Annotated in this window: 29 protein-coding genes; 18 read left to right on the forward strand and 11 right to left on the reverse strand. The window is 68.3% G+C overall.

Annotated features, from left to right (window positions below; genetic code table 11):
- Positions 1–1,641 carry a chaperonin GroEL gene (gene groL, locus CSC78_RS08715; RefSeq protein WP_162337520.1) on the reverse strand — a complete coding sequence of 547 codons (1,641 nt, stop codon included), beginning with the start codon at positions 1,639–1,641 and terminating at the stop codon, positions 1–3.
- Positions 1,642–1,775: 134 nt separating this feature from the next.
- Positions 1,776–2,069, reverse strand: coding sequence for a co-chaperone GroES (locus CSC78_RS08720; RefSeq protein WP_162337521.1), 294 nt, complete (start codon positions 2,067–2,069; stop codon positions 1,776–1,778).
- A gap of 207 nt (positions 2,070–2,276) precedes the next feature.
- Here CSC78_RS08720 and cutA point away from each other — a divergent pair, with 207 nt between their 5' ends.
- From cutA to accC, 7 genes are all read left to right on the forward strand, one after another.
- The gene (gene cutA, locus CSC78_RS08725) at positions 2,277–2,612 is read left to right on the forward strand and encodes a divalent-cation tolerance protein CutA (RefSeq protein ID WP_162337522.1); all 336 of its coding nucleotides are present in this window, start codon (positions 2,277–2,279) and stop codon (positions 2,610–2,612) included.
- Positions 2,613–2,616: 4 nt separating this feature from the next.
- Positions 2,617–4,914: a protein-disulfide reductase DsbD family protein gene (locus tag CSC78_RS08730; protein WP_162337523.1), complete on the forward strand. Its 2,298-nt coding sequence runs from the start codon at positions 2,617–2,619 to the stop codon at positions 4,912–4,914.
- Complete coding sequence (locus CSC78_RS08735) at positions 4,911–5,504, forward strand: TlpA family protein disulfide reductase (RefSeq protein WP_162337524.1); 594 nt, start codon at positions 4,911–4,913, stop codon at positions 5,502–5,504. The genes CSC78_RS08730 and CSC78_RS08735 overlap by 4 nt, the downstream gene beginning before the upstream one ends.
- 205 nt (positions 5,505–5,709) lie before the next feature.
- Entirely contained in the window at positions 5,710–6,150 is a 441-nt protein-coding gene (gene aroQ, locus CSC78_RS08740) for a type II 3-dehydroquinate dehydratase (protein ID WP_162337552.1), read from the forward strand.
- Positions 6,151–6,202: 52 nt separating this feature from the next.
- The gene (gene accB, locus CSC78_RS08745) at positions 6,203–6,682 is read left to right on the forward strand and encodes an acetyl-CoA carboxylase biotin carboxyl carrier protein (RefSeq protein WP_162337525.1); all 480 of its coding nucleotides are present in this window, start codon (positions 6,203–6,205) and stop codon (positions 6,680–6,682) included.
- 16 nt (positions 6,683–6,698) lie between these two features.
- Positions 6,699–7,079 (forward strand): four helix bundle protein, encoded by a 381-nt coding sequence (locus CSC78_RS08750; RefSeq protein WP_162337526.1) that lies wholly within the window; start codon positions 6,699–6,701, stop codon positions 7,077–7,079.
- A 56-nt stretch (positions 7,080–7,135) separates the two neighbouring features.
- On the forward strand, positions 7,136–8,503 hold the full coding sequence (accC, locus tag CSC78_RS08755) for an acetyl-CoA carboxylase biotin carboxylase subunit (protein ID WP_162337527.1): 1,368 nt from the start codon (positions 7,136–7,138) through the stop codon (positions 8,501–8,503).
- Positions 8,504–8,587: 84 nt separating this feature from the next.
- Here accC and CSC78_RS08760 read toward each other — a convergent pair whose 3' ends face one another.
- Positions 8,588–8,944, reverse strand: a complete 357-nt coding sequence (locus tag CSC78_RS08760; protein WP_162337528.1) for a hypothetical protein — start codon at positions 8,942–8,944, stop codon at positions 8,588–8,590.
- Complete coding sequence (locus CSC78_RS08765) at positions 8,941–9,876, reverse strand: hypothetical protein (RefSeq protein WP_238391210.1); 936 nt, start codon at positions 9,874–9,876, stop codon at positions 8,941–8,943. Before CSC78_RS08765 ends, CSC78_RS08760 begins: the two co-directional genes overlap by 4 nt.
- 137 nt (positions 9,877–10,013) lie before the next feature.
- Here CSC78_RS08765 and prmA point away from each other — a divergent pair, with 137 nt between their 5' ends.
- The 6 genes from prmA (at position 10,014) to purD (ending at position 15,725) form a co-directional block, all read left to right on the forward strand.
- The gene (gene prmA / locus CSC78_RS08770) at positions 10,014–10,928 is read left to right on the forward strand and encodes a 50S ribosomal protein L11 methyltransferase (protein ID WP_162337529.1); all 915 of its coding nucleotides are present in this window, start codon (positions 10,014–10,016) and stop codon (positions 10,926–10,928) included.
- Between the two features lie 61 nt (positions 10,929–10,989).
- Positions 10,990–11,907: a DUF3426 domain-containing protein gene (locus CSC78_RS08775; RefSeq protein WP_162337530.1), complete on the forward strand. Its 918-nt coding sequence runs from the start codon at positions 10,990–10,992 to the stop codon at positions 11,905–11,907.
- Positions 11,908–12,028: 121 nt separating this feature from the next.
- Entirely contained in the window at positions 12,029–12,301 is a 273-nt protein-coding gene (fis, locus tag CSC78_RS08780) for a DNA-binding transcriptional regulator Fis (protein WP_162337531.1), read from the forward strand.
- A gap of 62 nt (positions 12,302–12,363) precedes the next feature.
- The gene (purH, locus tag CSC78_RS08785) at positions 12,364–13,950 is read left to right on the forward strand and encodes a bifunctional phosphoribosylaminoimidazolecarboxamide formyltransferase/IMP cyclohydrolase (RefSeq protein ID WP_162337532.1); all 1,587 of its coding nucleotides are present in this window, start codon (positions 12,364–12,366) and stop codon (positions 13,948–13,950) included.
- 37 nt (positions 13,951–13,987) lie between these two features.
- Positions 13,988–14,422, forward strand: coding sequence for a hypothetical protein (locus tag CSC78_RS08790; protein WP_162337533.1), 435 nt, complete (start codon positions 13,988–13,990; stop codon positions 14,420–14,422).
- A gap of 10 nt (positions 14,423–14,432) precedes the next feature.
- Positions 14,433–15,725: a phosphoribosylamine--glycine ligase gene (purD, locus tag CSC78_RS08795; protein ID WP_162337534.1), complete on the forward strand. Its 1,293-nt coding sequence runs from the start codon at positions 14,433–14,435 to the stop codon at positions 15,723–15,725.
- Positions 15,726–15,729: 4 nt separating this feature from the next.
- Here the strand turns inward: purD and CSC78_RS08800 are convergent, their stop codons facing one another.
- Positions 15,730–16,836, reverse strand: a complete 1,107-nt coding sequence (locus CSC78_RS08800; protein ID WP_162337535.1) for an NADH:flavin oxidoreductase/NADH oxidase — start codon at positions 16,834–16,836, stop codon at positions 15,730–15,732.
- A gap of 142 nt (positions 16,837–16,978) precedes the next feature.
- On the opposite strand from CSC78_RS08800, the gene CSC78_RS08805 reads away from it, so the two are divergent.
- The 3 genes from CSC78_RS08805 (at position 16,979) to CSC78_RS08815 (ending at position 19,788) form a co-directional block, all read left to right on the forward strand.
- Positions 16,979–18,874: an MFS transporter gene (locus CSC78_RS08805; protein WP_162337536.1), complete on the forward strand. Its 1,896-nt coding sequence runs from the start codon at positions 16,979–16,981 to the stop codon at positions 18,872–18,874.
- Positions 18,875–19,039: 165 nt separating this feature from the next.
- The gene (locus tag CSC78_RS08810; RefSeq protein ID WP_162337537.1) at positions 19,040–19,378 is read left to right on the forward strand and encodes a CD225/dispanin family protein; all 339 of its coding nucleotides are present in this window, start codon (positions 19,040–19,042) and stop codon (positions 19,376–19,378) included.
- Positions 19,378–19,788 carry a DUF2752 domain-containing protein gene (locus CSC78_RS08815; protein WP_162337554.1) on the forward strand — a complete coding sequence of 137 codons (411 nt, stop codon included), beginning with the start codon at positions 19,378–19,380 and terminating at the stop codon, positions 19,786–19,788. The genes CSC78_RS08810 and CSC78_RS08815 overlap by 1 nt, the downstream gene beginning before the upstream one ends.
- A 48-nt stretch (positions 19,789–19,836) precedes the next feature.
- On the opposite strand, the gene CSC78_RS08820 is transcribed toward CSC78_RS08815, so the two are convergent.
- From CSC78_RS08820 to CSC78_RS08845, 6 genes are all read right to left on the reverse strand, one after another.
- The gene (locus CSC78_RS08820; RefSeq protein ID WP_162337538.1) at positions 19,837–20,721 is read right to left on the reverse strand and encodes a hypothetical protein; all 885 of its coding nucleotides are present in this window, start codon (positions 20,719–20,721) and stop codon (positions 19,837–19,839) included.
- 39 nt (positions 20,722–20,760) lie between these two features.
- Entirely contained in the window at positions 20,761–21,708 is a 948-nt protein-coding gene (gene nudC / locus CSC78_RS08825) for an NAD(+) diphosphatase (RefSeq protein ID WP_162337539.1), read from the reverse strand.
- Positions 21,709–21,728: 20 nt separating this feature from the next.
- On the reverse strand, positions 21,729–22,115 hold the full coding sequence (erpA, locus tag CSC78_RS08830; RefSeq protein WP_162337540.1) for an iron-sulfur cluster insertion protein ErpA: 387 nt from the start codon (positions 22,113–22,115) through the stop codon (positions 21,729–21,731).
- A gap of 37 nt (positions 22,116–22,152) precedes the next feature.
- Positions 22,153–22,812: a DUF6776 family protein gene (locus tag CSC78_RS08835; RefSeq protein WP_202924149.1), complete on the reverse strand. Its 660-nt coding sequence runs from the start codon at positions 22,810–22,812 to the stop codon at positions 22,153–22,155.
- A 116-nt stretch (positions 22,813–22,928) separates the two neighbouring features.
- A complete protein-coding gene (locus tag CSC78_RS08840) occupies positions 22,929–23,360 on the reverse strand; it encodes a bactofilin family protein (RefSeq protein ID WP_162337541.1) in 432 nt (143 codons plus the stop codon).
- Position 23,361: 1 nt separating this feature from the next.
- A complete protein-coding gene (locus CSC78_RS08845; protein WP_162337542.1) occupies positions 23,362–24,096 on the reverse strand; it encodes a DUF6776 family protein in 735 nt (244 codons plus the stop codon).
- Positions 24,097–24,194: 98 nt separating this feature from the next.
- On the opposite strand from CSC78_RS08845, the gene CSC78_RS08850 reads away from it, so the two are divergent.
- On the forward strand, positions 24,195–24,815 hold the full coding sequence (locus CSC78_RS08850; protein WP_162337543.1) for a DUF4126 domain-containing protein: 621 nt from the start codon (positions 24,195–24,197) through the stop codon (positions 24,813–24,815).
- Between the two features lie 83 nt (positions 24,816–24,898).
- Positions 24,899–25,082, forward strand: a 184-nt coding sequence (locus CSC78_RS19010; protein WP_238391211.1) for a hypothetical protein, incomplete at its 3' end; no start/stop codon positions are given.

Consider the following 25,082-nt stretch of genomic DNA (forward strand, 5'->3'; position numbering starts at 1 on the left):
TTAGAAGTCCATGCCACCCATGCCGCCCATGCCGCCGCCGGCCGGCATCGCCGGCTCGTCCTTCTTCGGAGCCTCGGCCACCATCGCTTCGGTGGTGATCATCAGGCCCGCGATCGAGGCGGCGTTCTGCAGCGCGGAGCGCGTGACCTTGGTCGGGTCCAGGATGCCGAACTCGATCATGTCGCCGAACTCGCCGTTGGCGGCGTTGTAGCCGAAGTTGCCCGAACCTTCCTTGACGCGGTTGACGATCACCGACGGCTCTTCGCCGGCGTTGGTGACGATCTCGCGCAGCGGGGCTTCCATCGCGCGCAGGGCGATCTGGATGCCGTGGTTCTGGTCTTCATTGGCGCCCTTCAGGTTGCCGATAGTCTGCAGCGCGCGGATCAGCGCGACGCCACCGCCCGGGACCACGCCTTCTTCCACCGCCGCACGCGTGGCGTGCAGGGCGTCTTCGACGCGGGCCTTCTTTTCCTTCATTTCGATTTCGGTCGAGGCACCGACCTTGATCACGGCCACGCCGCCGGCCAGCTTGGCCACGCGTTCCTGCAGCTTCTCGCGGTCGTAGTCCGACGAGGTCTCTTCGATCTGCGCCTTGATCTGCTTGATGCGCGACTGGATGCGCTCGGCATCGCCGGCGCCGTCGATGATGGTGGTGTTCTCCTTCGAGACCACGACCTTCTTCGCACGACCCAGGTCGTTGATGGTGGCCTTCTCGAGCTGCAGGCCGACTTCCTCGGAGATCACCGTGCCGTTGGTCAGCGTGGCGATGTCTTCCAGGATGGCCTTGCGGCGGTCACCGAAGCCCGGCGCCTTGACGGCGGCGACCTTGACGATGCCGCGGATGGTGTTGACCACCAGCGTGGCGAGGGCTTCGCCTTCCACTTCCTCGGCCACGATCAGCAGCGGCTTGCCGGCCTTGGCGACGCCTTCCAGCACCGGCAGCAGTTCGCGGACGTTGGAGACCTTCTTGTCGTGGATCAGGATGAAGGGGTCGTCGAATTCGACCTGCTGCGACTGCTGGTTGTTGATGAAGTACGGCGACAGGTAGCCGCGGTCGAACTGCATGCCCTCGACGACGTCGAGTTCGTTCTCCAGGCCCGAGCCTTCCTCAACGGTGATCACGCCTTCCTTGCCGACCTTCTTCATGGCCTCGGCGATGATGTCGCCGATGTTGCTGTCGGAGTTGGCCGAGATGGTGCCGACCTGGGCGATCGCCTTGTCGTCGGCGGTCGGCTTGGAGAGCTTCTTCAGCTCTTCGACGGCGGCCTTCACGGCCTGGTCGATGCCGCGCTTCAGGTCCATCGGGTTCATGCCGGCGGCGACGGCCTTGGAACCTTCGCGGATGAACGCCTGCGCCAGCACGGTGGCGGTGGTGGTGCCGTCACCGGCGTTGTCGGAGGTCTTGGACGCGACTTCCTTCACCATCTGCGCGCCCATGTTCTCGAACTTGTCGGCCAGTTCGATTTCCTTGGCGACGGAGACGCCGTCCTTGGTGATCGTCGGGGCGCCGAAGCTCTTCTCGAGCACGACGTTGCGGCCCTTCGGGCCGAGGGTGGCCTTGACGGCATTGGCGAGGACATTCACGCCGCGCACCATGCGCGTACGGGCGTCTTCACCGAAACGGATATCTTTGGCTGCCATTGTGTGGAACTCCGGGAATGGGGAATTGAGAATCGGGAATCGTCGAAAGCGGGAGCGTCGTCTGGGGATCGGAGGCGAGGACCGAGGGAACCGCTTCAACGATTCCCCATTCCCGCCTCCCGATTCCCACGCACTCAGCCGAGGATCGCGAGGACGTCGTCTTCCTTGATGATCTTGTACTCGACGCCGTCCTGCTTGTAGGCCGAGCCGGAGTACTGGCCGTAGATCACCTTGTCGCCGACCTTGACCTTCGGGGCGCGGACATTGCCGGTGGCCTCGACGAACTTGCCTTCGCCGACGGCGACGACTTCACCCTTGGTGGGCTTTTCCTTGGCGGCGTCGGGAATGATGATGCCGCCGAGGGAGGTTTCTTCGGCTTCGATCGGCTTGACCACCAGACGGTCGTACAGCGGCTTGATGTTGCTCATGTCAATCCTCTTAAGTGATTGATTGGACTAGGAAAGGGGCGGCGATGTTAGCACTCGCCTCGGGGGACTGCCAACGTCGCGGACACAAAAACCCGGCAACGCCGGATGCCGACCGATGTTGGGAGGGCCCGCGGCGCTTTCAAGGGCCGGGCCGCAGATTTTTTTGCGGGAGGGCCGGACCGGACGGTCTGCGATAATCGCCGGCCCATGCCCGTCTTCCTGATCCTGTCCACCTGCCCGGACGCCGCCACCGCCCAGCGGCTGGCGCGGACGCTGGTGGACGAACGGCTGGCGGCCTGCGTGAACCTGCTGCCGGGCGTGGTCTCGACCTACCGCTGGCAGGACGCCGTGGAGCAGGCGACCGAAGTCCAGCTGCTGGCCAAGACCGCCGGGGACCGGCGCGATGCGCTGATCGCCCGGCTGGCCGAACTCCACCCGTATGAACTGCCGGAGATCCTGGCGGTCGAAACCGCCGCTGGCCTGCCCGCCTACCTGGACTGGGTGACCGCCGAAACCCGGGCCGACGCCCGCGCCCCCGAGTGACCCGATGACGCCGATCCGCACCCTGTTCGCCTGCCTGCTGCTCCTCGCCTCGCTGATCGCGCCGGCCGCGTCCGCCGCGATCACCCAGGATGACCTGCTGCCGGTGGACGAGGCCTTCGTGCTGACGGCGACCGCGCCGACGCGCGACCGCATCGAGGTGCGCTGGAAGATCACCGACGGCTACTACCTCTACCGCCATCGCACTGGCGTGGAGGCCGATGCCGGCTTCGCCGCACAGCCGCTGCAACTGCCCAAGGGCAAGGCGTACCGCGACGAGTTCTTCGGCGACGTCGAGACCTACCGCGACGAACTGCTCGCCACCCTGCCCGGCCAACCGACGGCGTCGACCGACAGCGTCACCCTGAAGATCAAATACCAGGGCTGCGCCGACGCCGGCATCTGCTACCCGCCGCAGACGCGCACGCTGAAGGTGGCGCTGCCGCCAGCCGCGGACGGCGGCGCCTTCGTCCCGCTGGGATCCGGCGCGCTCACCGGCGGCCTGCTCGGCCAGAAACCGCAGGCCGGCATCGACGCGCTGCCGTTGCCGGCAGAGCAGGCCTTCGCCTTCGAGGCGATCGCATTCAACGGCAACGAACTGCTGCTGCGCTTCACGCCGGCACGCGGCTATTACGTCTACCGCGACCGCACCTCGATGGCGCTGGAAGGCGCCAAGGGCATCGCGCTGCAGGCGCCGCGCTGGCCGAAGGGCAAGGCGCACCGCGACGAGCATTTCGGCGAGGTCACGGTCTACTTCGACCAGGCCGAAGTGCCGGTGCCGCTGCGACGCGACCGTGCGGACGCCACGCAGGCCACGCTGCGCGTCACCTTCCAGGGCTGCCAGACCGACGGCATCTGCTATCCGCCGATGACGCGGCGCGTGAAGCTGTCGATTCCCGCCGGCACGGTGACGCCGGACAGCACCCCGGACGTACCCGCTCCTGCTGCCGTCGCGCCGCTGCCAACGAGCGCGACGACACCCGACAGCACGCCGGCCGCGGCGCCGGACGCAGCCGCGACGACCACACCCGCCGCGGCCGAGGTCGAGCGCACGCGTCCGCCCGAAGACGTACTTGCACGCAACCAGGGCGGCGCCACGTCGCTGCTCGTCGCACTCGCGCTGGCGCTGGTCGGCGGCCTGATCCTCAACCTGATGCCGTGCGTGCTGCCGATCCTGTCGCTGAAGGCGCTATCGTTGGCCGAGAGCGGGCAGAACGAAGGCGACGCCCGTCGGCGTGCGCTCTGGTACACCGCCGGCGTGCTGGTCAGCTTTGTCGCCGTCGGCGCGCTGGCCATCGCGCTGCGCGCCGCCGGTCAGGCGCTGGGCTGGGGCTTCCAGTTGCAGCAGCCATGGTTGGTCGGCCTGTTGGCCTATGTGATGTTCGCGGTAGGCCTGAGTCTGTCCGGTGTATTCGCGGTCGGCCATCGGCTGGCCGGTGCCGGGCACGGGTTGGCGTCGCGACGCGGTCCGGTGGGCGACTTCTTCACCGGCGTGCTGGCGGTGGTCGTGGCCAGCCCGTGCACGGCCCCCTTCATGGGCGTGGCGCTCGCCTACGCCTTCACCGCACCCACGCCGCTCGCGCTGCTGGTGTTCGCGGTGCTCGGCCTGGGACTGGCGTTGCCGTTCCTGCTGATCGGCTTCGTCCCCGCGCTGGCGAACCGTCTGCCACGGCCCGGTGCATGGATGGAGACGCTGAAGCAGGTGCTCGCCTTCCCGATGTACCTGACCGCCGTGTGGCTGCTGTGGGTGCTCGGCAAACAGCGCGGCATCGACGCGGTCGGCCTGGCACTGGTCGGGCTGGTGCTGCTGGCGCTGGGCCTGTGGTGGTTCCAGCGCGTGCGCTTCGCCACGTCGCCGTTGCCTCGCGTGCTGGCGCTGGCGCTCGCCGCCGCCGCACTGGTGCCCTTGCTGATGGTGCACCGCTTGCCGGTGGCCACCGCCGCTGCACCGACGGCGGAAGGCCATGTGGCGTATTCCGCCGAACGCCTGGCGGCGTTGCGCGCCGAGGGCCGCATCGTCTTCGTCGACATGACCGCCGACTGGTGCGTCACCTGCAAGGCCAACGAAAAGGCCGTACTCAACACCGCGGCGTTCCGCGACCTGCTCGCCACGCACGAGGCGGTGATGATGACGGGCGACTGGACCAACGTGGATCCGGCCATCACCGCCTTCCTCGAACAGCACAAGGCCGTCGGTGTTCCGCTGTACGTGGTGTATCCGCGCAACGGCGGCGAAGGCGAGGTGCTGCCCACCGTGCTGACCCGCGACACCATGCGCCAGGCGTTCGAACGGGCCGCGCGTTGAAGATCACCACGCCGCGCATCGTCGCCGTCGCGATCCTCGCTGGCGGACTGGGCCTGGCGGCCAGCGTCTGGTTCAACGGCAATCCGTTCTGGCGCACGCTGATGGGAGAACGCGCCCTGCAGGCCGCCACGAACGCGACAGCGCCCACACCGCCTGCGGGCGTGACCCCAGCCGGGATCGGCGATCCGATGCCGGCGATCGCGCTTCCCGGACTGGACGGAACCGTCGTCGACCTGCGCACGCGCTACGCCGGCAAGCGGCTGCTGATTAACGTGTGGGCGAGCTGGTGCGGCCCCTGCATCGAGGAGATGCCGGAACTGGATCGTTTCGCCGCCTCGCAGGGCGCGGACGGCGTGCAGGTGATCGGGCTGGCGCTGGACACCCCGGACGGCGTGCGCGACTTCACCGCGAAGATCCCCGTGCGCTATCCGATCGTGCTGGATACGCCGGGTCCCGCCGACGCCAGCGTCTGGCTGGGCAACGCCAAGGGCGTGTTGCCCTACACCGTGCTGGTCGGGGCAGACGGGCGCATCGAGCGGCAGAAGATCGGTCCGTTCGTCCACGGCGAGATCAGCGGCTGGGCCCAGTAAGCCGCAACGTCGGCGAACCAGCCGTCAACGCGCGGAAGGACGCTGCCCTTGCCCAACCCGTAACCCGCGCACGGCGCCCACGATTGCGCGATCCGGGGACGAACCCGCCAGAAATCAAACATTCGTTTAAATCATGGCGAACTTCGGCGAACTGGACAGCATTGCCCGCTTCGCGCAGACTGCCGCCCTTCCGCTGGAGAGCCGAATGGCGAAGCTGCTGGTCCTGCATGGCCCCAACCTCAATCTGCTCGGCACCCGCGAGCCGGAGGTCTATGGCCATGCGACGCTGGCGGACATCGACCTGGCGCTGGTTGCACAGGCGCAGGCCGCCGGCCACCAGCTGGAGGCGTTCCAGTCCAATGCCGAGCATGCGCTGGTCGACCGCATCCAGGCCGCCCGCACCGACGGCACCGCCTTCATCCTGATCAACCCGGCCGCGTTCACCCACACCTCGGTCGCGATCCGCGACGCGTTGGCGGCGGTGGCCCTGCCCTTCATCGAAATCCACCTGTCCAACCCGCACAGCCGCGAACCCTTCCGCCACACCAGCTACCTCAGCGACAAGGCGGTGGGCGTGGTCTGCGGCTTCGGCGCCGACAGCTACCGCTACGCGCTGGACGCCGCCCTGCAGCGGCTGCCGGCCTGACATCCCTTCTTTTGGTTCCCTGCGGGGAACCGCGTTCAACCACGAGGCTCCCATGGATCTCCGCAAAATCAAGAAACTGATCGACCTGCTGGAAGAGTCGAACCTGGCCGAAATCGAGATCAAGGAAGGCGAAGAATCCGTGCGCCTGGCGCGCACGCCCAAGGGCGGCTACGCGGCGCCGGCAGCCCCCGCCCCGGTCCCCTACGCCGAACCGCGCCCGGCCGCACCGATGCCGATGAGCTCGCCGACCGAAGCCTCCACCGGCGGCACCGCCAAGGCAGGCAATGCGTTGCCCGAAGGCCATGTGGTGCGCGCGCCGATGGTCGGCACGTTCTACGCCTCGCCGTCGCCGGACAAGCCGTCGTTCGTCAGCGTCGGCCAGTCGGTGAAGGCCGGCGAGACCCTGGCGATCATCGAAGCCATGAAGATGTTCAACCCCATCGAAGCCGACGTGTCCGGCACCGTGCTGTCGATCCTGGCCGAGAGCGGCCAGCCGATCGAATTCGACCAGCCGCTGTTCGTGATCGGCTGAAGCTCGGGAATCGGGAATGGAGAATGGGGAATCGCCAAAGCGGCCGCACGAACGGCTCGATGTGTGGCGCGACTCCATGGACCTGGTTGAAATGATCTACCGGCTCTCCGACGGATTCCCGCGCTCCGAACGATTCGGCCTGACGCCGCAGTTGCGCCGCGCCGCGATAAGCATCCCTTCCAACATCGCGGAAGGCGCGGCACGTCGCTCCACGGCGGAATACCTGCGCTTCCTGTCGATCGCACGCGGCTCCCTATCGGAGGCAAGCACGCAGCTACAGATCGCGCGACGGCTCGGCTACGCCCAGGCCACGACCATCGAGACTGATCGCTTGATCGACACTATTTTCGCGCGTCTGACAGCATTGATGAAGTCACTGGATAACCGCAGAGAATGACGATGCATCGCACTCTCCATTCCCGATTCCCCACTCCCAATTGCCGGCCCTAAACCATGCTCGACAAAGTCGTTATCGCCAACCGGGGTGAGATCGCGCTGCGCATCCTGCGCGCCTGCCACACCCTCGGCATCCGTACGGTCGCGGTGCATTCCACCGTCGACCGCAACCTCAAGCACGTGGCCATGGCCGACGAATCGGTCTGCATCGGCCCGGCCGCCTCCAAGGACAGTTACCTCAACATCCCGGCGATCATTGCCGCGGCCGAGGTGACCGACGCGCAGGCCATCCATCCCGGCTACGGCTTCCTGTCGGAGAACGCGGACTTCGCCGAGCGCGTGGAGCAGTCCGGCTTCATCTTCATCGGCCCGAAGGCGGACACCATCCGCATGATGGGCGACAAGGTCGAAGCGATCCGCGCCATGCAGGCCGCCGGCGTGCCGTGCGTCCCGGGCAGCGGCGGTCCGCTGGGCGACGACATCGTCGCCAACACCAAGATCGCGCGCGAGATCGGCTACCCGGTCATCATCAAGGCCGCGGGCGGTGGCGGCGGCCGCGGCATGCGCGTGGTGCATGTCGAAGGCGCGCTGAAAGCCGCCATCGAGACCACCAAGTCGGAGGCCAAGGCGGCGTTCGGCAACGGCGAGGTCTACATGGAGAAGTTCCTGGAGAATCCGCGCCACGTGGAGATCCAGGTGCTCGCCGACGGCCAGGGCAACGCCATCCACCTGGGCGAGCGCGACTGCTCGATGCAGCGCCGCCACCAGAAGGTGGTGGAAGAAGCGCCGGCCCCCGGCATCACCGAGGAACTGCGCAACGAGATCGGCAAGGTCTGCGTGGAAGCCTGCATCCGCATCGGCTATCGAGGCGCGGGCACGTTCGAATTCCTGTTCGAGGATGGCCGCTTCTACTTCATCGAGATGAATACCCGCATCCAGGTGGAACATCCGGTGACCGAGCGCATCACCGGCATCGACCTGGTCTGCGAACAGCTGCGCATCGCCGCCGGCCAGAAGCTCACCATCAAGCAGAGCGACATCGTGCTGCGTGGCCACGCCATCGAGTGCCGCATCAACGCGGAAGACCCGGACACCTTCATGCCGCACCCGGGCCTGATCCAGCACTTCCATCCGCCGGGTGGTCCCGGCGTGCGCGTCGATACGCACATCTACGAAGGCTATCGCGTGCCGCCGAACTACGACTCGATGATCGCCAAGCTCATCGTGCACGGGCCGGACCGCGAGACCGCCATCGCCCGCATGCGCGTGGCGCTGAGCGAGATGGTCATCGACGGCATCAAGACGAATATCCCCTTGCAGCAGCGCATCATGCGCGACCAGGGCTTCCAGGCCGGCGGCCAGAACATCCACTACCTGGAAAAGCGCCTCGCCGAACGCAAGAACAAGGCGATCTCGCTGGTCTGAAGCCTTCGCATCATGCAAAAAAAGAAGGGCCGGGATGGCGACATCCCGGCCCTCGCTTTTCGAGCGGTAACGCTTACGCCGTCGTCACTCCGGCGCCTGCTGCGTACCCGGCACCGGTGTCGCGCCGAGCGGCGAGGAAGGATCGGTGATCCTCACCACTTCCGACGAGCCGTCAGGCCACACGACCTTGATCGTGCTGCCGGGGGACAGCGTCGAGAACGGCGTGCCGCTGCGCGCGCGGTAGAGCGCGGCGACCTGCGAGGCACCAAGGCGGCGTGCATCGTCCGGCGCGTGGATGGTCATGTGCCCGATCCGCGAGAGGTCCCGGAAGCCGGGGTCGCGCGTTTCGATGACGATCGTGGCGGCCGCGGCGGCATAGGCCACCACCACCAGTCCCCAGACCAGGAGATTCACTCCCGGCCGCGTGCGCTTGTATTTCATCCGTCCACTCCCGGGCGGGCCAGCAAGGTGCCCACCATCTCGTCCACGTTGTCCGCACCCTGGCGCGGGACACCGGCGTCCCGTGCGAAGGTGGTGAAATCCTGCGATTCGTCCTGCGAGCAGATACCGCCGTTCACGCAGTAGCTCGTCATCATCGAACCGTCGGGGCTGCAATCCATGCCCAGTTGGCATGACGCGATGCGCCATGCGATCTCGCTCAGGTCGCTGCCCGACACCTCGCCCAGCGTGTCCCGCCGCCCGCTCCCGATCGTGCCCATCGCGGGCGCGATGGCGAGATACGCGAAGGGATCGCCCGAATCGAGTACGCGCTGCACCAGGTCGCGCCGGTAGTCGTCGCCATCTTGCAGCGGCTGGTCCATCGCGAGCAGCGAAGCCTCGGCCGCGAGACTGCCGGCGCGCGCGGCCTGCATGCGCTGCGTGATGAGCGTGGGCAGCGAGAAGCCATCCTGCGGCACGAAACGCGCACAGCGCTGCTGGATGCGCTGGCGCGCGGACAGCATGGCCCGGCCGTTGGACAGGCCCAGCCCTGCGATGACACGCGTGTCCTGGGCATAGCCAATGGGATCGGCCGCGAACCCGGCGCAGTGATCCTGCACCAGGCTCAACAGCCACATCGCATCGGCATCGCCGGCGGCGGCAAGCGCCATCAGTTCGCGCGAATAGGCGAACAGGTCGGCGCTGTCTTCGAATGCACGCCGCAGCGGCGACAGCGCGGGCACCGTCCGCACCGCCATCGGGCGCAGCTGCGGCCGCACGGATGAAGAAGGAGAAAACGCGAGGCCCGACTCGACGCCGGCTTCGATGGCCGGCACCGGCGCATGCGGCAGCCAGCCCGCCTGGCGCAGCGGTATCCACGCCAGCGCCCCCAGCAGGCCCACCAGCATCATCGGCAGCAGCAGCTTGCGGGGCATGCGGTCATTATCCCGGCGCCCCGCCGGCCTTTCAATGCAATGCGTGCGCGTTGACGCCCCGGCCACGTCCTTTCGTCGCCGACCCGCGGTGGCGTGCGTGAGACAATCCTCGCCCGTTCATCTTCATCCGGCCCCTCATGCCTTACCTCGAACTCTCCTTGCGCTGCACCGAAGCCGAGCAGCCGCGCTACGAGAACGCGCTGGACGACGTGGGCGCGCTGTCGGTCACGCTGCTGGATGCCGATGCCGACACCGGCAACGAACGCGCGATCCTCGAGCCGGGCGTCGGCGAGACGCCGCTGTGGAAGGCGCTGGTGCTGACCGCGCTGTTCGATGCCGACGCCGATGCGCTGACGCTGCTGGCTGCACTGGAAGCGTTCGATCCCGGGCTGGACTGGACGCAGGTCGGCTTCCGCAAGGTCGAGGACGAGGACTGGGAACGCGCATGGCTGGACCAGTTCACGCCGATGCGCTTCGGCGCGCGCACCTTCATCGTGCCGTGGAATCACGAGGTCCCCGATGAAGCGGGCGAGGACGCGGCGATCGTGCGGCTCGACCCCGGCTTGGCGTTTGGCTCAGGCACGCATCCCACCACCGCCCTGTGCCTGCGCTGGCTCGACGCGCTCGCGGACGAGGGGCGGCTGCAGGGACAGCGCGTGCTCGACTTCGGCTGCGGGTCGGGCATCCTCGCGCTGGCCGCACTGAAACTGGGTGCGGCCCATGCCATCGGCGTCGACAACGATCCGCAGGCCCTGCTGGCCAGTGCGGACAATGCGCAACGCAACGAGGTGGGCGCGGACTTCAGCGTCTACCTGCCCGACGACGAACCGGTGGCGACGTATCCGGTGGTGGTGGCGAACATCCTCGCGTCCGCGCTCGACGCGCTCGCCGACACCCTCGCCGCACGCGTCGCGCCGGGCGGCCGCATCGCCCTGTCCGGCATCCTCAAGGGACAGGAAGGCGATCTGCTCGTCCGCTACGCGACGTGGTTCGACCACCTCTCGGCCACGCAGGACGGCGACTGGATGCGCATCAACGGCGTGCGACGCTGACGCGATGATCGCCCCGCCCCGTCACAACACGCCTGTCGGCGAGCGTGGTTGAATAGCCGCCATGTTCACCGCCTGCCCGCACTGCCAGTTCCTTGTCAGCCGCGACCCGCGGTCGGATGCAGCGCCTGCCGACTGCCCGCGCTGCGGCAAGCCCCTGTCGACGGCTGACGACGCGCCGGCGCCGGCGCCCAGCCTGGCCACGCTACTGCACGCCGCACCGCCACCGGCGGCGTCGGTTCCTGCCGCAACGCTGGCCATCGACGGGCAGGTCGATGCATCGCACGCCTCACCATCGGAAGTACCCGCTCTCTCCGCGCCTGCCGATACCGCGGAGGAGCATGCCGCACCGGCGGAGGAGATCGTGCCCGACGCCGCCGCAGCGACAAGCGACACGCCGTCGCCCGATGTCATGACGCCTGCCTCCGTTGAGGCGGCCGCGTCCCCACCGCTCCTCGCCCGCAAGACAACGGGGCCTCGCTTCCTGCAGCGTGCGCGCACCACGCCGGTGCATACGCGCCGCGTGCGGCTTCAATGGGTGGTCGCGGCGGCGTTGTCGTTGCTGCTGTGCATCCAGGTGGTGGTCGCGGATCGTGCCCGGCTCGCGACACAGGCCGGCTGGCGTCCCGTCGTGCTGGGTTTGTGCGCCGTCTTCCGCTGCGACGTACCGACGTGGCGCGAGCCCGCCGCGTTCACCATGCTCAGCCGCGACGTACGTCCGCTGCCCGATGCGCCCGGCACGCTGCAGGCGCAGGCCACGTTCCGCAATGAAGCCCGCTGGCCGCAGGCGTGGCCGGTGATCCTGCTGACATTGAAGGATGCCGACGGCCGAACCCTCGGCGCGCGGGCGCTGCAACCGGTCGACTACCTGCCCGAGGACCAGCTGCTCGCCACCATCGAACCCGGGCAGAGCGCACAGATGGCCGTGCGCATCCGCGAACCCAGCGCCAGCGTCGTCGCGTTTTCCTTCGACTTTCGTTAAGCCCCGCGGATTCATCAAAAAGCGGATGCGCACGCCACGATCAGGCGCTAGACTCCTCCCCCCGCCGAATACCCACAAGCACAAGGCGGGCTTCTGAATCCGTAGCACCCAGGGGATCCGATTGAACGCTGCCACGACACGCCAGGACACGCCACGCACCGCGTCGCGCCCGCCGCTGCGCGAGCACGTTGCCCAGTCGGTGCGGCGTTACCTGCGCGACCTGGACGGTTGCGATGCGGACGATGTCTACGAGATCGTGCTGCGCGAGATGGAAATCCCGCTGTTCGTGGAAGTGCTGAACCATTGCGAAGGCAACCAGAGCCGCGCAGCGGCCCTGCTCGGCATCCACCGCGCCACGCTCCGCAAGAAGCTCAAGGATTACGGGCTGGCCTGAGGCCCGCGGTCGCGTTGCTGCGCCGCGCTATAATTCGCGCCCCGCTTCGCCACGCCTCTCCCATGACCGTCGATTTCCAGCCCGTGCGCCGGGCGCTGCTGTCCGTTTCCGACAAGACCGGCCTGCTCGAGCTGGCCCGCGCCCTCGCTGCCCGCGGCGTCGAACTGCTGTCCACCGGCGGCACGGCGAAGACATTGCGTGACGCCGGCCTCGCCGTGCGCGATGTCGCCGACGTCACCGGTTTCCCCGAAATGATGGACGGGCGCGTCAAGACGCTGCATCCCAAGGTACATGGCGGTCTGCTGGGTCGCGCCGGCACGGACGACGCGGTGATGGCCGAGCACGGCATCGGCGCCATCGACCTGCTGGTGCTGAACCTGTATCCGTTCGAGTCCGTCACCGCGAAGGCCGACTGCACGCTGGCGGACGCGGTCGAGAACATTGACATCGGCGGGCCCGCGATGCTGCGCTCGGCGGCGAAGAACTTCGCCCGCGTCGCGGTCGCCACCGCCCCCTCGCAGTACGCGGGACTGGTGGCCGAGCTGGACGCCAACGACGGCGCGCTGTCGGCGAAGACGCGCTTCGCGCTGTCGGTCGCCGCGTTCAACCGCGTGGCGCAGTACGACGCCGCGATCAGCAACTACCTGTCCGCCGTCACCGACACCTCGTCCGACGTGCCCGTGCGCAGCGCGTTCTCCGCGCAGGCGAACGGCAGCTTCGTCAAGGTCATGGACCTGCGCTACGGCGAGAACCCGCACCAGCAGGCCGCGTTCTACCGCGACCTGTACCCCGCGCCCGGCTCGCTGGCCACGTTCCAGCAGCTGCAAGGCAAGGAACTGAGCTACAACAACATCGCCGACAGCGACGCGGCATGGGAATGCGTGCGCCAGTTCGACGCGCCGGCCTGCGTGATCGTCAAGCACGCCAACCCGTGCGGCGTGGCCGTCGGCGTGGCCTGCGGCGATGCCTATGAACTCGCGTACGCGACCGATCCGACCAGCGCGTTCGGCGGCATCATCGCGTTCAACCGCACGCTGGATGCGGCAACGGCGAAGGTCATCCTCGACCGCCAGTTCGTCGAAGTGCTGATCGCGCCCGACTACGAGGAAGGCGCGCTCGACTACGCGAAGAAGAAAGCCAACGTGCGCGTGCTGCAGATCCCGATGGCGCCCGTGTCGCCGGGCTTCATCGACACCAAGCGCATCGGCTCCGGCCTGCTGCTGCAGACCGCCGACGACCGCGTGGTCACGCGCGATGAGTTGAAGGTGGTGACGAAGCTCGCCCCGACCGACGCGCAGTTCACCGACCTGCTGTTCGCGTGGAAAGTGGCGAAGTTCGTCAAGTCGAACGCCATCGTCTATGCAAAGGATCACCGCACCATCGGCGTCGGCGCCGGCCAGATGAGCCGCGTGTATTCGGCGCGCATCGCCGGCATCAAGGCCGCCGATGCCAACCTGGTGGTCGAGGGCTCGGTGATGGCGAGCGATGCCTTCTTCCCGTTCCGCGACGGCATCGACGCCGCGGCCGCCGCCGGCATCAAGGCGGTGATCCAGCCGGGCGGCTCGATGCGCGACAGCGAGGTCGTCGCGGCTGCGGACGAGCACGGCATCGCCATGGTCTTCACCGGCGTCCGCCATTTCCGCCACTGACGCATCGCAGCCCATTGCCCGGGAGTACGAGTCCGCCATGAACCGCCTGCGCAACGCGTTCTCCATCGCCATCCCGTCGGTCGCGCTGCTCGTGCTGGGCGGCTGCACGGACACGCGTGGGCGGCTCGATGAGGCGCGCACGAAGATCGCGGCCACGCTGCCGGCGCCCTACTTCGAGGACCTGGTGACCGAATCGGTCGCCGTCGATGGCCAGCGCCTGGTGCTGACCGTCCGCAGCCCGGCGGGCGACGCGGCGAAGACGCGCGAGGCGCCCGGCTTCGATGCATTGAAGGAAAGCGAGCAGATAGCGCTGCACGACCTGTGCGGCCTCCCCGAGATCGCACCACTGCTCGATACCGACGCGGTGCTCGCGCGCCGCTTCGTGGACCGCGACGACGCGCTGTTCTTCGACGTCGAACTCCCTGCGCGCGACTGCGCGAATCCGCCTGCCGAGCCGTCGGCGCAGCCATGAGGAACGCCCCTTGAAAGTCCTGGTCATCGGTTCCGGCGGTCGCGAGCACGCGCTGGCGTGGAAGCTGGCGCAGTCGCCGCGCGTGGACGAGGTGATCGTGGCGCCCGGCAACGCCGGCACCGCGACGGAAGCGAAGTGCCGCAACGTCGCCATCAAGGTCACCGACATCGACGGCCTGCTGGCGCTGGTGCGATCCGAAGGCATCGGCCTGACCGTGGTCGGTCCCGAGGTGCCGCTGGTGGCGGGCGTGGTGGATCGCTTCCGCGCGGACGGCCAGCGCATCTTCGGCCCCACCGCGGCCGCTGCCCAGCTGGAAGGCAGCAAGGCATTCGCCAAGGATTTCCTTGCACGCCACGGCATCCCGACCGCGTTCTACGCGGTGCACACCGAGGTGGACGCCGCGCTCGCCTATATCCGCGAGAAGGGCGCGCCGATCGTCGTCAAGGCCGATGGCCTGGCCGCCGGCAAGGGCGTGATCGTGGCGATGACCTTGCAGGAAGCCGAGGACGCCGTGCGCGACATGCTGTCGGGCAACGCGTTCGGCGATGCGGGCGCGCGCGTGGTGATCGAGGAATTCCTCGACGGCGAGGAAGCCAGCTTCATCTCGATGGTCGACGGCACGACCGCGCTGCCGATGGCGACCAGCCAGGACCACAAGCGCGTCGGCGATGGCGATACCGGTCCGAACACCGGCGGCATGGGCGCGTACTCGCCCGCGCCGGTAGTGACGCCCGAGGTGCATGCGCGCGTGATGCGCGAGGTCGTCAATCCGACCGTGCAGGGCATGATCGCCGACGGCGTGCCGTTCACCGGCTTCCTGTATGCGGGCCTGATGATCGACGCCCACGGCGCCCCGAAGGTCATCGAATTCAACGTGCGCTTCGGCGATCCGGAAACGCAGCCGGTGATGCTGCGCCTGCAGTCCGACCTGGTCGATCTGGTCGAGGCCGCCATCGATGGACGTCTTGCCACGACCGAAGCGCAGTGGGATCCGCGTCCATCGCTGGGCGTGGTGATGGCAGCCGCGCCGTATCCCGAAACGCCGGTGACCGGCGATGCCATCGCCGGCCTGGACGAGGTGCCGGCGACGGCGAAGATATTCCATGCCGGCACCGCGCTGGACGCGGAGGGTCGCGTGGTCAGCGCGGGCGGACGCGTGCTGTGCGTGGCCGCACTGGGCGAATCGGTCTCCGATGCACAACGACACGCCTATGCCGGCGTGGACAAGGTGCGCTGGACCCACGAGTTCCACCGCACCGACATCGGCTGGCGTGCGATCGCGCGCGAACGCACGAACGGCTGATCCGTTACGTCGCCTGCACGAAGCTCGCAGCGACCTCCCGCGGTGCGCTGCGCAGGTACTGCGGCGCGATGGCGATCGTCTCGCCCAGGGCCGCCGCCGCGTGCCACGGCCAACGCGGATCGTAGAGAACGGCGCGCGCGATGGCGATGGCATCGGCCTGCGCCTGCAGCAGGATGTCTTCCGCCTGTTGCGGCTCCGTGATCAGGCCGACCGCGATCACCGGCATCGCGACTTCACGCTTGATCGCCGCTGCGAAGGGCACCTGGTAGCCAGGCCCCAGCGCGATCTTCTGCGCCGGATGCAGGCCGCCGCTCGACACATGGATGAAGTGGCTGCCACGCGCATCCAGCGCCTTCGCCAGTGCGATGCTCTGCGCAAGATCCCAGCCGCCGTCGACCCAGTCGGTCGCGGAAATGCGGACCCCGACCGCCATCGACGCCGGCACCACGGCCTTGATCGCATCGAACACCTGCAACACCAGGCGCATGCGATTTTCCAGCGCGCCGCCGTAGGCGTCGTCGCGCCGGTTGCTCAGCGGCGACAGGAACTGGTGCAGCAGGTAGCCGTGGGCGGCATGGATCTCGATCAGGTCCAGCCCGAGTCGCACAGCGCGACGCGCACTGTCGGCGAAGGCGGCGATGATCGCGTCGATGCCCGCCTGGTCCAACGAGCCCGGCGGATGCTGCCCCTCGGCATAGGGCAACGACGACGCCGATACCGTCTGCCATCCCTGCGGCGCGTCGGGTGCTATCTGTGCGCCGTGATGCTCCCACGGGCGGTGCGTGGATGCCTTGCGTCCCGCATGCGCCAGCTGCACGCCGATCGGCATCGTCGAGTACCTGCGTGCCGCCGCCAGCGCGCGGGCGAAGGCGGCTTCCGTCGTGTCGTCCCACAGGCCAAGGTCCGCCCAGCTGATGCGCCCCCGCGGCTCGACCGCGGTGGCTTCGATGATCGCAAGCGCAGCACCGGACTGGGCCAGGTTCGGCCAGTGGAAGGCGTGCCAGTCGGTCGCACGACCTTCGTCGGCGGAGTACTGGCACATGGGCGCGATGACGATGCGGTTGGACAACGGCAACGGCCCCAGCGAGAGGGGCGAGAACAGGCGACTCATGAGGCAAGGACCGGACGACGTGGGGCGGCCACTATCCGCCTGCGCCACAGGTCCATCAACGCCATCGACGGAACACTGTCGGGCGCGACGGCTGGCACCGCCATCGCGATTTGCTAGGCTGCGCGCAACCCACGGAGGGCGCATGTCCAGCCACAGCCAGTTTTCGCTGCTGACACAACGGCGGTTCCTGCCGTATTTCACCGTCCAGGCGCTGGGCGCCTTCAACGACAACGTCTACCGGCAGGCGATCATCGCGCTGCTGTTCTTCCTGGGCGCCAGCGACGACCAGCTCTCGCTGTACGCCACGCTGGCGCCGGCGATCTTCATCCTGCCGTACTTCCTGTTCTCCGCCATCGCCGGGCAGTTCGCCGAGAAGCTGGAGAAACACCGGCTGATCGTCATCACCACGACGATGGAAATCGTGATCATGTCGCTGGCCGCGGTCGGCTTCCTGCTGCAGAACATGCCGCTGCTGCTGGTCGCGCTGTTCTGCACCGGCGTGCAGTCCACGCTGTTCGGACCGGTGAAGTATTCGGTGCTGCCCTCGATCCTCAAGCCGGAGGAACTGACCGGCGGCAACGGGCTGGTCGAGATGGGCACGTCGATCTCGATCCTGTGCGGCATGATCGCCGGCGGCATGATCTTCCAGGTGGCGGGCGCGTACGGGCCGCAGGCCGCCGCGGTCGCCATCGTGCTGCTGGCGGTGCTGGGCAACGTGATGTCGCGCCTCATCCCGCGCATGGATGCCGGGGCGCCGGACCTGGTGATCCGCTGGAACCCGATCCCGGAATCGCTTGCCGTGCTGCGCATGGCCAAGCAGCAACTGGCCGTACGCAACGCGATCCTCGGCGTGTCGTGGTTCTGGTTCTTCGGCACGCTGCTGACTTCGCAACTGCCGGCGTACGCCAAGCTGCACCTCGGAGCGGTGGACGGCTCGTCGACGCTGTACGTGTTCGCGCTGGCGCTGTTCTCCATCGGCACCGGTGTGGGCTCGCTGCTGTGCGAACGGCTGTCGGGCCGCACGGTCGAGATCGGCCTGGTGCCGGTGGGCGCGTTCGGCATGACGGCGTTCCTGCTGGATCTGTACTTCGCGCGGCCGGGTATCGCGCCGGTCACCGGGCTCAGCGTGGGCGACTTCGTCCGCCAGGCCGGCAGCCTGCGCATCATGATCGACCTCGTCGGCATCGGCATGTTCGCCGGCATCTTCGTGGTGCCGCTGTTCGCGCTGATCCAGAGCCGCACGCCCAATTCGCAGATGGCGCGCGTGTTCGCCGCGCTCAACATCCAGAACTCCGGCTTCATCGTGCTGGCCGCGCTGGTCGGCCTGGCGCTGCATGCACTGGGGTGGAGCGGACCGCAGATCTTCCTCGCGCTGGCCATCGCCAATGCCGTGGTCGCGATCTGGATCTTCACGATCGTGCCCGAATTCCTGATGCGCTTCCTCAGCTGGCTGCTGGTGCGCGCCCTGTACCGCTTGCGCCTGCACGGCATCGAGAAGCACGTGCCCGACGAAGGACCGGCACTGATCGTCTGCAACCACGTCAGCTACATGGACGCGCTGATCCTGTCGGCGACGATCCCGCGGCCGGTGCGCTTCGTCATGTACTACAGGATCTTCCAGATCCCGGTGATGAGCTGGATCTTCCGCACCGCCAAGGCGATCCCGATCGCCGGCGCCAAAGAGGATCCGGAGCTGATGCGCCGCGCATTCGAAGAGATCGACGCGGCGCTGGCGGCGGGCGAGATCGTCGGCATCTTCCCGGAAGGTGCGTTGACGAAGGACGGTGAGATCGCCGCCTTCAAGTCCGGCGTGGAGAAGATCCTGGAACGGCGTCCGGTCCCGGTGGTGCCGATGGCATTGAAGGGCATGTGGGCCAGCATGTGGAGTCGGCGCGATACGCGGCTCGGCCGCATGCGGGTGCCGCGACGGTTCCGCGCCCACATCGAGGTCATGGCGGGCGAGCCGATGGACGGCGCGACCGTGGACGCGGATCAGCTGGAAGCCAGGGTCCGGTCGCTGCGAGGCGATGCTGCGTGAGATGACCGGGCGTCGTCCTCGCTTCCGAGGGAGGTTGACGTGCAGGCATGCGGCGAATGGCGGTGCCGTGGTTCATTTTTCGCACAGGTCTGGCACTATTGGGCGGCCTGAGCGGCATGCACGCCGACTCGCACGCCCCTCCATCCCTGTACAAGGAAAGCCTGCATGAGCGCCGTACCTCCCATGCCGCCGTCATCCGCCGCACCCGGCAGTGTCCCCAACCATCTTGCCTGGGCCATCGTGTCCACGGTGCTCGCGACCTGCCTGTGCTGTCCGCTCGGCCTGATCGGCATCGTGGCGATCGTGTTCTCGGCGCAGGTGAACACCAAGCTCAACCAGGGCGACCTGGAAGGTGCGCGTCGCTCGTCCGCCAACGCCAAGACCTGGTGCTGGGTAGCCACCGCGTTCGCCATCATCGGCCTGCTGCTCAATATCGTCATGCTGGCCACCGGCGGCATGGAGCAGTACATGGAGATGATGCAGCAGATGCAGCAGATGCAGTGATCGCACTGCGTCCCCTGCATTACCTTGCGTTGACGGCGGCGGCCCTGGTGGCCGCCGTCGGCGTCTGGCTGCTGCTGAACTTCGATCCCAACGCGGCGGACAGCCCGTTCCCCGGCTGCATGTTCCGGGCGCTGACCGGTTACCTCTGCGTGGGTTGCGGGCTCACGCGCGCCTTGCACGCGCTGGTGCACGGCGACCTGCCGCGGGCGTTCGCGATGAACCCGCTGGGCGTGCTGCTGTTGCCGGTGATCCCGCTGATGGTGGCCCACAGCCAAGGCTGGCAGCCGCGCGTGCTGGAACCCCTGATGCGCGTCCTGCTGGCGCCGACGTTCTGGCTGGTCCTGTTGCCGGCCTACTGGATCGCGCGGAACCTGCCGTGGTTTCCGTTCACGCTGCTGGCGCCACCCTGATCCCCGCTTCCGCGCCGCGGCAGCGGCGACCTCGCGCCCGGCGACGGATCAGCTGACCCAGCCCCCGATCACGAACAGCGCCAGCACGGCGAGCCACAGCAGCAGGATGCGCCAGACCAGGCTCATCGCATCGCGCAGCTCGGGCAGTTCCCGCATGGCCTGCACCATGCCTTCTTCCGCATATTCCTCGGCTTCCTCCGCCAGTTCGGCGCGCACGCTGGCGCGTGCCGCCTGGGCCAGGAATCCCGTGTCCAGCCGGAAGCGCGCGCCACCGGCGTCGCGCCAGGTGGAGAACACCGTGTCGAAGTTGCCGACCAGCGCCATCGCCAGCGTCATCAATTGCGCGACCGGCCATTCCAGTGCGGTCCGCAGCGCGCGGGCCCCCGCACGGTTGCGCTCGGGCAGCGCCGTCGCCGCGGCGCTGTGCACCGCCAGCCGGTAGAGGATCGCGCCGACCGGTCCCAGCAGCAGGAACCAGAACAGCACGCCGAACCATCGCCGCAATGCATGGGTGAACACGGCCCCGACCAGGGCAGGACCGTCCAGCGCCGCGGTTTCGCCGGTAAGCCCGAGCCGCGCGATGGCGGCACGACGCGTTGTCGTGTCGTGCGCATCGATGACGGCTTCGACATCCACATCGAGATCGCGCGGTCCCCACGCATAGACCAGAACCGCGATGTCGAACAACAGGCCCGCGAGACCGTACACCGGGCCATCGAGCGACCACTGCAACAGCGCGACGACCAGCAGGACCGGCACCAGCGCCAATGCGATGCCGTAGCGCTCCTTCCAGAAGCCGCCATCGCGCGCCGATTCGCCCAGCCAGTGCATCCAGGCGTCGTACCAGCCGTATTGGCGGAACGACGCGACCAGCGAAGGCGCGACATGGCCGAGCACCAGCGCAAGCACGACGGCAACGAGCGTGATCGACATGCGGCTCCTCCGGATACCGGATTCTAGCGCGGGCGCGCGTTAACGCCCGGTCTCCGCCGGCGGACACGCGCTGCGCGCGCGCATGCCGGCGTGCCAGTGTTCGATCAATGCGCGTGCGATCGAGATCGAGGGCGACAGCAGCAGACCTTCGCCGTCGTCGCTGCCCTCGCGTGCGAGCGCCGCGTCGATCTCCTCAAAGGTGAACCAGCGGGCATCCTCCAGTTCGCCGTCGACCTGGGGAACATCCGGCTCGGCATCGGCACAGAATCCCAGCATCAGCGCACCCGGGAACGGCCACGGCTGCGCGCCGAGATAGCGGCAACTGCGCACGCGCACCTGCGTCTCTTCCTGCACTTCGCGCACGACGGTCTGCTCCAGCGTTTCGCCGGGCTCCACGAACCCGGCGACCACCGAGTAGCGTCGCGGCGGCCACGATGCCTGGCGTCCCAGCAACAGGCGCTCGCCATCGCTGACGGCGACGATCACGGCAGGATCGACCCGCGGATAGTGGTCCTTGCCGCACTGCGTGCAATGCGCGGTGTAGCCCGCACGGCGGAAGGTGATGTCGCCGCCGCAGACGCTGCAGAAGCGGGTGGACGACTGCCAGTGCAGCAGCGCCCGGGCCATCGCGAACACACCGGACTCGAACGAAGGCCATGTCGCGGCGGCACGGCGAAGATCGAGCCACGCCGGTGCCTGGACGGCGTGGTGACGGGCATGCGCGGCGAACCAGGCCACGTCGTCACGACGCCCCAGGAAAAGACTCGCCCCGGGACCGCCACCGAGCGAAGCGCCCTCGAACGCGAGCAACGTGCCGTCCGCCTGCGCGAGCGCACGTCCTTCCTCGTCGAGAATCATCACGCGCGCGGACGGCCACAGGCGCGCCAGCGCCTCCGCGTCGTCGCGCAGCGCATCGGCACGATCCAGCGTATCGCCCGCGAAGGCGAAGCCGGAAAGAGGCCCAGGAAGAGAGGCGTGACCTGTCACGGAACGCGGCAGGCCGGGATTCACATGCTGAAACTGCTGCCGCAGCCGCAGGTCGTCTTCGCGTTCGGATTGCGGATGACGAACTGCGCGCCCTGCAGGCTTTCGCTGTAGTCCACTTCCGCCCCCATCAGGTACTGCAGGCTCAGCGGATCGACCAGCAACGACACACCATCGGTGTCGACGGCGACGTCGTCCTCGGCGCGGTTCTCGTCGAACTCGAAGCCGTACTGGAAGCCCGAGCAGCCGCCGCCCTGGATGTAGACGCGCAGCGCCAGGCCGTCGCTGCCTTCTTCCTGGATCAGCTCGCGCACCTTCGCAGCCGCAGCCGGCGTGAAGTTCAGCGGTCGGTCGATGGACTGGTAGTCGGGCGCGGCCGCCGCGGTGGGCAGGGAAACGACGGTGGTCATGCGGAAAGGATGAGGGCTGGGGGAAGGCAGTTCAAGGTCAGGGCGTGCCGGCGCCGGCACCCGCGCCCTCCTTCGCGGCCGCCTGCGTCCACGGGAACGACTGTTCCACGGCGGGGCCGCTCTGCGGCACCAGGCGGGCGATCACCCGGACCGGCTTGAACCCCGGCGGCAGCAACAGGTCGCCCTCGACCTGCTGGAAATACTTGAACGAATAGGGCACCCCGGGCGCATTCGGCTGTTGCCGCAGGTCGGCCCAGGCCAGGCGACGCAGCTTGCCGGCTTCCGTGCCTTCGACCGACACCAGCAGGCGACCGGCATTCACCGCGCCGCGATTGAGGTTCTGGGTGAGGGTGGCGGTGAAGTGCCACGCCTGCTCGTCCTGCGGCTGCAGGGTCAGTTCGTGCACGGACAGGCCGCGACGCTGCGCGGTGGCGCCGACGAACCGCTCGTAGAAGGCGACGTCGGCGCGCAAGCCGGCGATTTCCTCGTCGCGTTCGGACAGCGTGGCCTGCAGGTCGCGGTTGGCGTCGCGGCTGATCTGGTCGGAGCGCGACAGCGTGGCGACCTGCTGTTCCAGCGATTCGATGCGCTCCTGCTGGCCGCGCAGTTGGGCGGGCGTAGGTCCTTCGCCCGTGCTGCCGGCCATCGAGCGCCACACGGCCCATCCACCGGCCACGACGACCAGGGCCAGTGCCACGGCGGCGATGACCGGCCCCCTCCTGAAGCGGGGCGGCGGCACGGTCGGCGGGAGCGGCCTGGCGTTCATTGCCGCAGGATAGCGCGGCGGTTCCCAGCCGGCTCTGAATGAGCCGATCAGGCGTCGGCGGCCGCCCAGGCTTCCGGCACCGGGCCGGCGTCATGCGTGGCGTGCTCGGCGGCCAGGGCATCGGCGTGCACCAGGCGACCGGTCAGTTGCGCGCCCGCGCTCATCTCCACGACCTTGTAGTGCAGGTTGCCCTGCACGCGCGCCTTGGTGGCCAGTTCGATGCGCTCCAGCGCGTGCACGTCGCCGACCATGCGCCCGTTGATCACCACCACCGGCGCCTGGATCTCGCCCTCGATGCTGCCCTGTTCGGCCAGCGTCAGCACGGCGCGCCCGCCGGCTTCGGCGATCACCTTCCCCTGGATATGACCTTCCACGTAGAGGCCGCCGCTGAACACGACATCGCCGCGGATGGTCACCTGCGGGCCGATCAGGGTGTCGATGGCACCCACGTCGGGGCGGATGGGCTTGGTCTTGAACATCTCACTTGCCTCCTGCGGCAGTTGCGGTCTTCCAGTCGAAGGCCTGCTCCACCGCCGCGTCGTCGCCGTGCAGCGTCACCTTGACGCGTTGCGGCGTGAACCCCGGCGGCAGCATCACGTTGCCGTCCAACTGCTGGAAATAACGGAAGGAATAGGCCTGTCCCGGCGCGCTGCGCTGCTGGTGCAGTTCGTCCCACTGCACGGCCGCCAGCTTGCCGCCGCGCACGCCCTCGACGGTGAAGCGCATCTGGCCTTCACTGACCGCGCCGCGGTTCATCGTCTGCGTCAGCATGATCTGGTAGCGCCAGGTGCCGCCGTCCTCGGGGGCGAACTCGGCCACGTGAACGGTCAAGCCCTTGCGCTGGCTGGTCGATCCGACCAGCCGCTCGTAGAAGGCGACATCGGCCCGCAGTGCCGCGATCTCCTCGTCCCGTTCGGCCAGGGCTTCCTGCACCTCGGCGTTGGCGGCACGGCTGATCTGGTCGGACCGCGCGAGCGTGGATTCACGCTGGCGCAGGGAATTCAATTCGGACTGCACCGCCTTGATGTCGCGCTCGGCTTTCGCCAGCGCCGCGGCGGCCCTCGCCAGCCTGGGCGCCGCCGTGTAGGTGGCCGTCCACCATGTGGCTCCCATTGCGACCACCCATGCCAGGGCGAGCAGCAACGAGGCACCTCGGCGGCGGACGGCCACGTCGCGCGGCACGATCCGGAAGCGGGAGGGAACAGGCGCTGACATGACGGACAGGCGGCAGGCGGCGCTCAGCCGGCAGCCAGACGGGACCCCTATACTCGCCGCAGTGGCGCGAGCCCTTGAGTCTAACGGGAGTGGCCGGGATGTCCGAAGCGCATCTTTTCGTAATTGGGATCCTGTTGGCATGGATGGCCGGGATCCGGGTCTACCTCACCGTCTTCGGGGTGGGGCTGGCCGGCGCCCTGGGCTGGCTCGATCTGCCGCCCGCGCTGCAGGCCACCGAATCCTGGTGGGTGCTGGGTACCTCCGGCGCGCTGGCGCTGACCGAGTTCTTCGCCGACAAGATCCCGGGCGTGGATTCCGGCTGGGACCTGCTGCAGACACTGGCTCGCGTGCCGGCGGGCGCCTTCCTGGCAGCCGCCACCCTATCGCCCGACGGCCAGTTGAGCGGCGGCGTGCTGGCCGCCGGGGCGGGCGTCGCCCTGACCAGTCATGTGCTGAAGAGCGGCTCCCGTGCCCTGATGAACACGTCGCCCGAGCCGGTGAGCAACTGGGCCGCCTCGATCACCGAGGATGCCGTGGTGGTCGGCGGTCTGGCCCTGGCCTTCGCGCACCCCTGGATTGCGTTGTTCCTGGTGATCGGGGCCTCGGTGCTGATCGCGGTCGCCGTGTGGTGGGTGTGGCGCAAGGTGTCGCGCGGCCTGAAGCGCCTGCTGCAGGCGGCGCCACTCGCGGATGCGCCACCCCCGACCTCCGGCCCGTGACAGGGACCGGTGCATCGGGGATCATGAAGCCTGCCTCGGCCGTGAACTTCATCGCATAATGGGGCTCAGCTTGGGGAAGCCTGATGTCCGCCATCGATTCCACATCCCGCCCGCAGGATGAGCCCTCACGCTCGCGCCTGCGCGCCGAAACACCACCGGCCCACCATTGGCGCCGCTGGGTGGAGGATGCTGCTCCCGAGGATGCGGCGGATGCCCCCGACGCCGGAGAGCCCGTCGACATGACCCCGCAGCCCCCCACTCCCTTGC

This window comes from Pseudoxanthomonas japonensis (genome assembly GCF_010093445.1).
GTDB classification, from domain to species: Bacteria; Pseudomonadota; Gammaproteobacteria; order Xanthomonadales; family Xanthomonadaceae; genus Pseudoxanthomonas_A; species Pseudoxanthomonas_A japonensis.

Coding starts and splice junctions, on each gene's coding strand:
- CSC78_RS08775 (WP_162337530.1), top strand. CDS start 10,990: ATGTTCACCGCCTGCCCGCACTGCCAGTTCCTTGTCAGCCGCGACCCG.
- prmA (WP_162337529.1), top strand. CDS start 10,014: ATGCCTTACCTCGAACTCTCCTTGCGCTGCACCGAAGCCGAGCAGCCG.
- accC (WP_162337527.1), top strand. CDS start 7,136: ATGCTCGACAAAGTCGTTATCGCCAACCGGGGTGAGATCGCGCTGCGC.
- CSC78_RS08850 (WP_162337543.1), top strand. CDS start 24,195: ATGTCCGAAGCGCATCTTTTCGTAATTGGGATCCTGTTGGCATGGATG.
- groL (WP_162337520.1), bottom strand. CDS start 1,641: ATGGCAGCCAAAGATATCCGTTTCGGTGAAGACGCCCGTACGCGCATG.
- CSC78_RS08750 (WP_162337526.1), top strand. CDS start 6,699: ATGGAGAATGGGGAATCGCCAAAGCGGCCGCACGAACGGCTCGATGTG.
- cutA (WP_162337522.1), top strand. CDS start 2,277: ATGCCCGTCTTCCTGATCCTGTCCACCTGCCCGGACGCCGCCACCGCC.
- CSC78_RS08790 (WP_162337533.1), top strand. CDS start 13,988: ATGAACCGCCTGCGCAACGCGTTCTCCATCGCCATCCCGTCGGTCGCG.
- purH (WP_162337532.1), top strand. CDS start 12,364: ATGACCGTCGATTTCCAGCCCGTGCGCCGGGCGCTGCTGTCCGTTTCC.
- CSC78_RS08805 (WP_162337536.1), top strand. CDS start 16,979: ATGTCCAGCCACAGCCAGTTTTCGCTGCTGACACAACGGCGGTTCCTG.
- CSC78_RS08720 (WP_162337521.1), bottom strand. CDS start 2,069: ATGAGCAACATCAAGCCGCTGTACGACCGTCTGGTGGTCAAGCCGATC.
- CSC78_RS08765 (WP_238391210.1), bottom strand. CDS start 9,876: ATGCCCCGCAAGCTGCTGCTGCCGATGATGCTGGTGGGCCTGCTGGGG.
- CSC78_RS08845 (WP_162337542.1), bottom strand. CDS start 24,096: ATGTCAGCGCCTGTTCCCTCCCGCTTCCGGATCGTGCCGCGCGACGTG.
- CSC78_RS08800 (WP_162337535.1), bottom strand. CDS start 16,836: ATGAGTCGCCTGTTCTCGCCCCTCTCGCTGGGGCCGTTGCCGTTGTCC.
- erpA (WP_162337540.1), bottom strand. CDS start 22,115: ATGACCACCGTCGTTTCCCTGCCCACCGCGGCGGCCGCGCCCGACTAC.
- CSC78_RS08820 (WP_162337538.1), bottom strand. CDS start 20,721: ATGTCGATCACGCTCGTTGCCGTCGTGCTTGCGCTGGTGCTCGGCCAT.
- CSC78_RS08840 (WP_162337541.1), bottom strand. CDS start 23,360: ATGTTCAAGACCAAGCCCATCCGCCCCGACGTGGGTGCCATCGACACC.
- CSC78_RS08730 (WP_162337523.1), top strand. CDS start 2,617: ATGACGCCGATCCGCACCCTGTTCGCCTGCCTGCTGCTCCTCGCCTCG.
- accB (WP_162337525.1), top strand. CDS start 6,203: ATGGATCTCCGCAAAATCAAGAAACTGATCGACCTGCTGGAAGAGTCG.
- CSC78_RS08810 (WP_162337537.1), top strand. CDS start 19,040: ATGAGCGCCGTACCTCCCATGCCGCCGTCATCCGCCGCACCCGGCAGT.
- CSC78_RS08760 (WP_162337528.1), bottom strand. CDS start 8,944: ATGAAATACAAGCGCACGCGGCCGGGAGTGAATCTCCTGGTCTGGGGA.
- aroQ (WP_162337552.1), top strand. CDS start 5,710: ATGGCGAAGCTGCTGGTCCTGCATGGCCCCAACCTCAATCTGCTCGGC.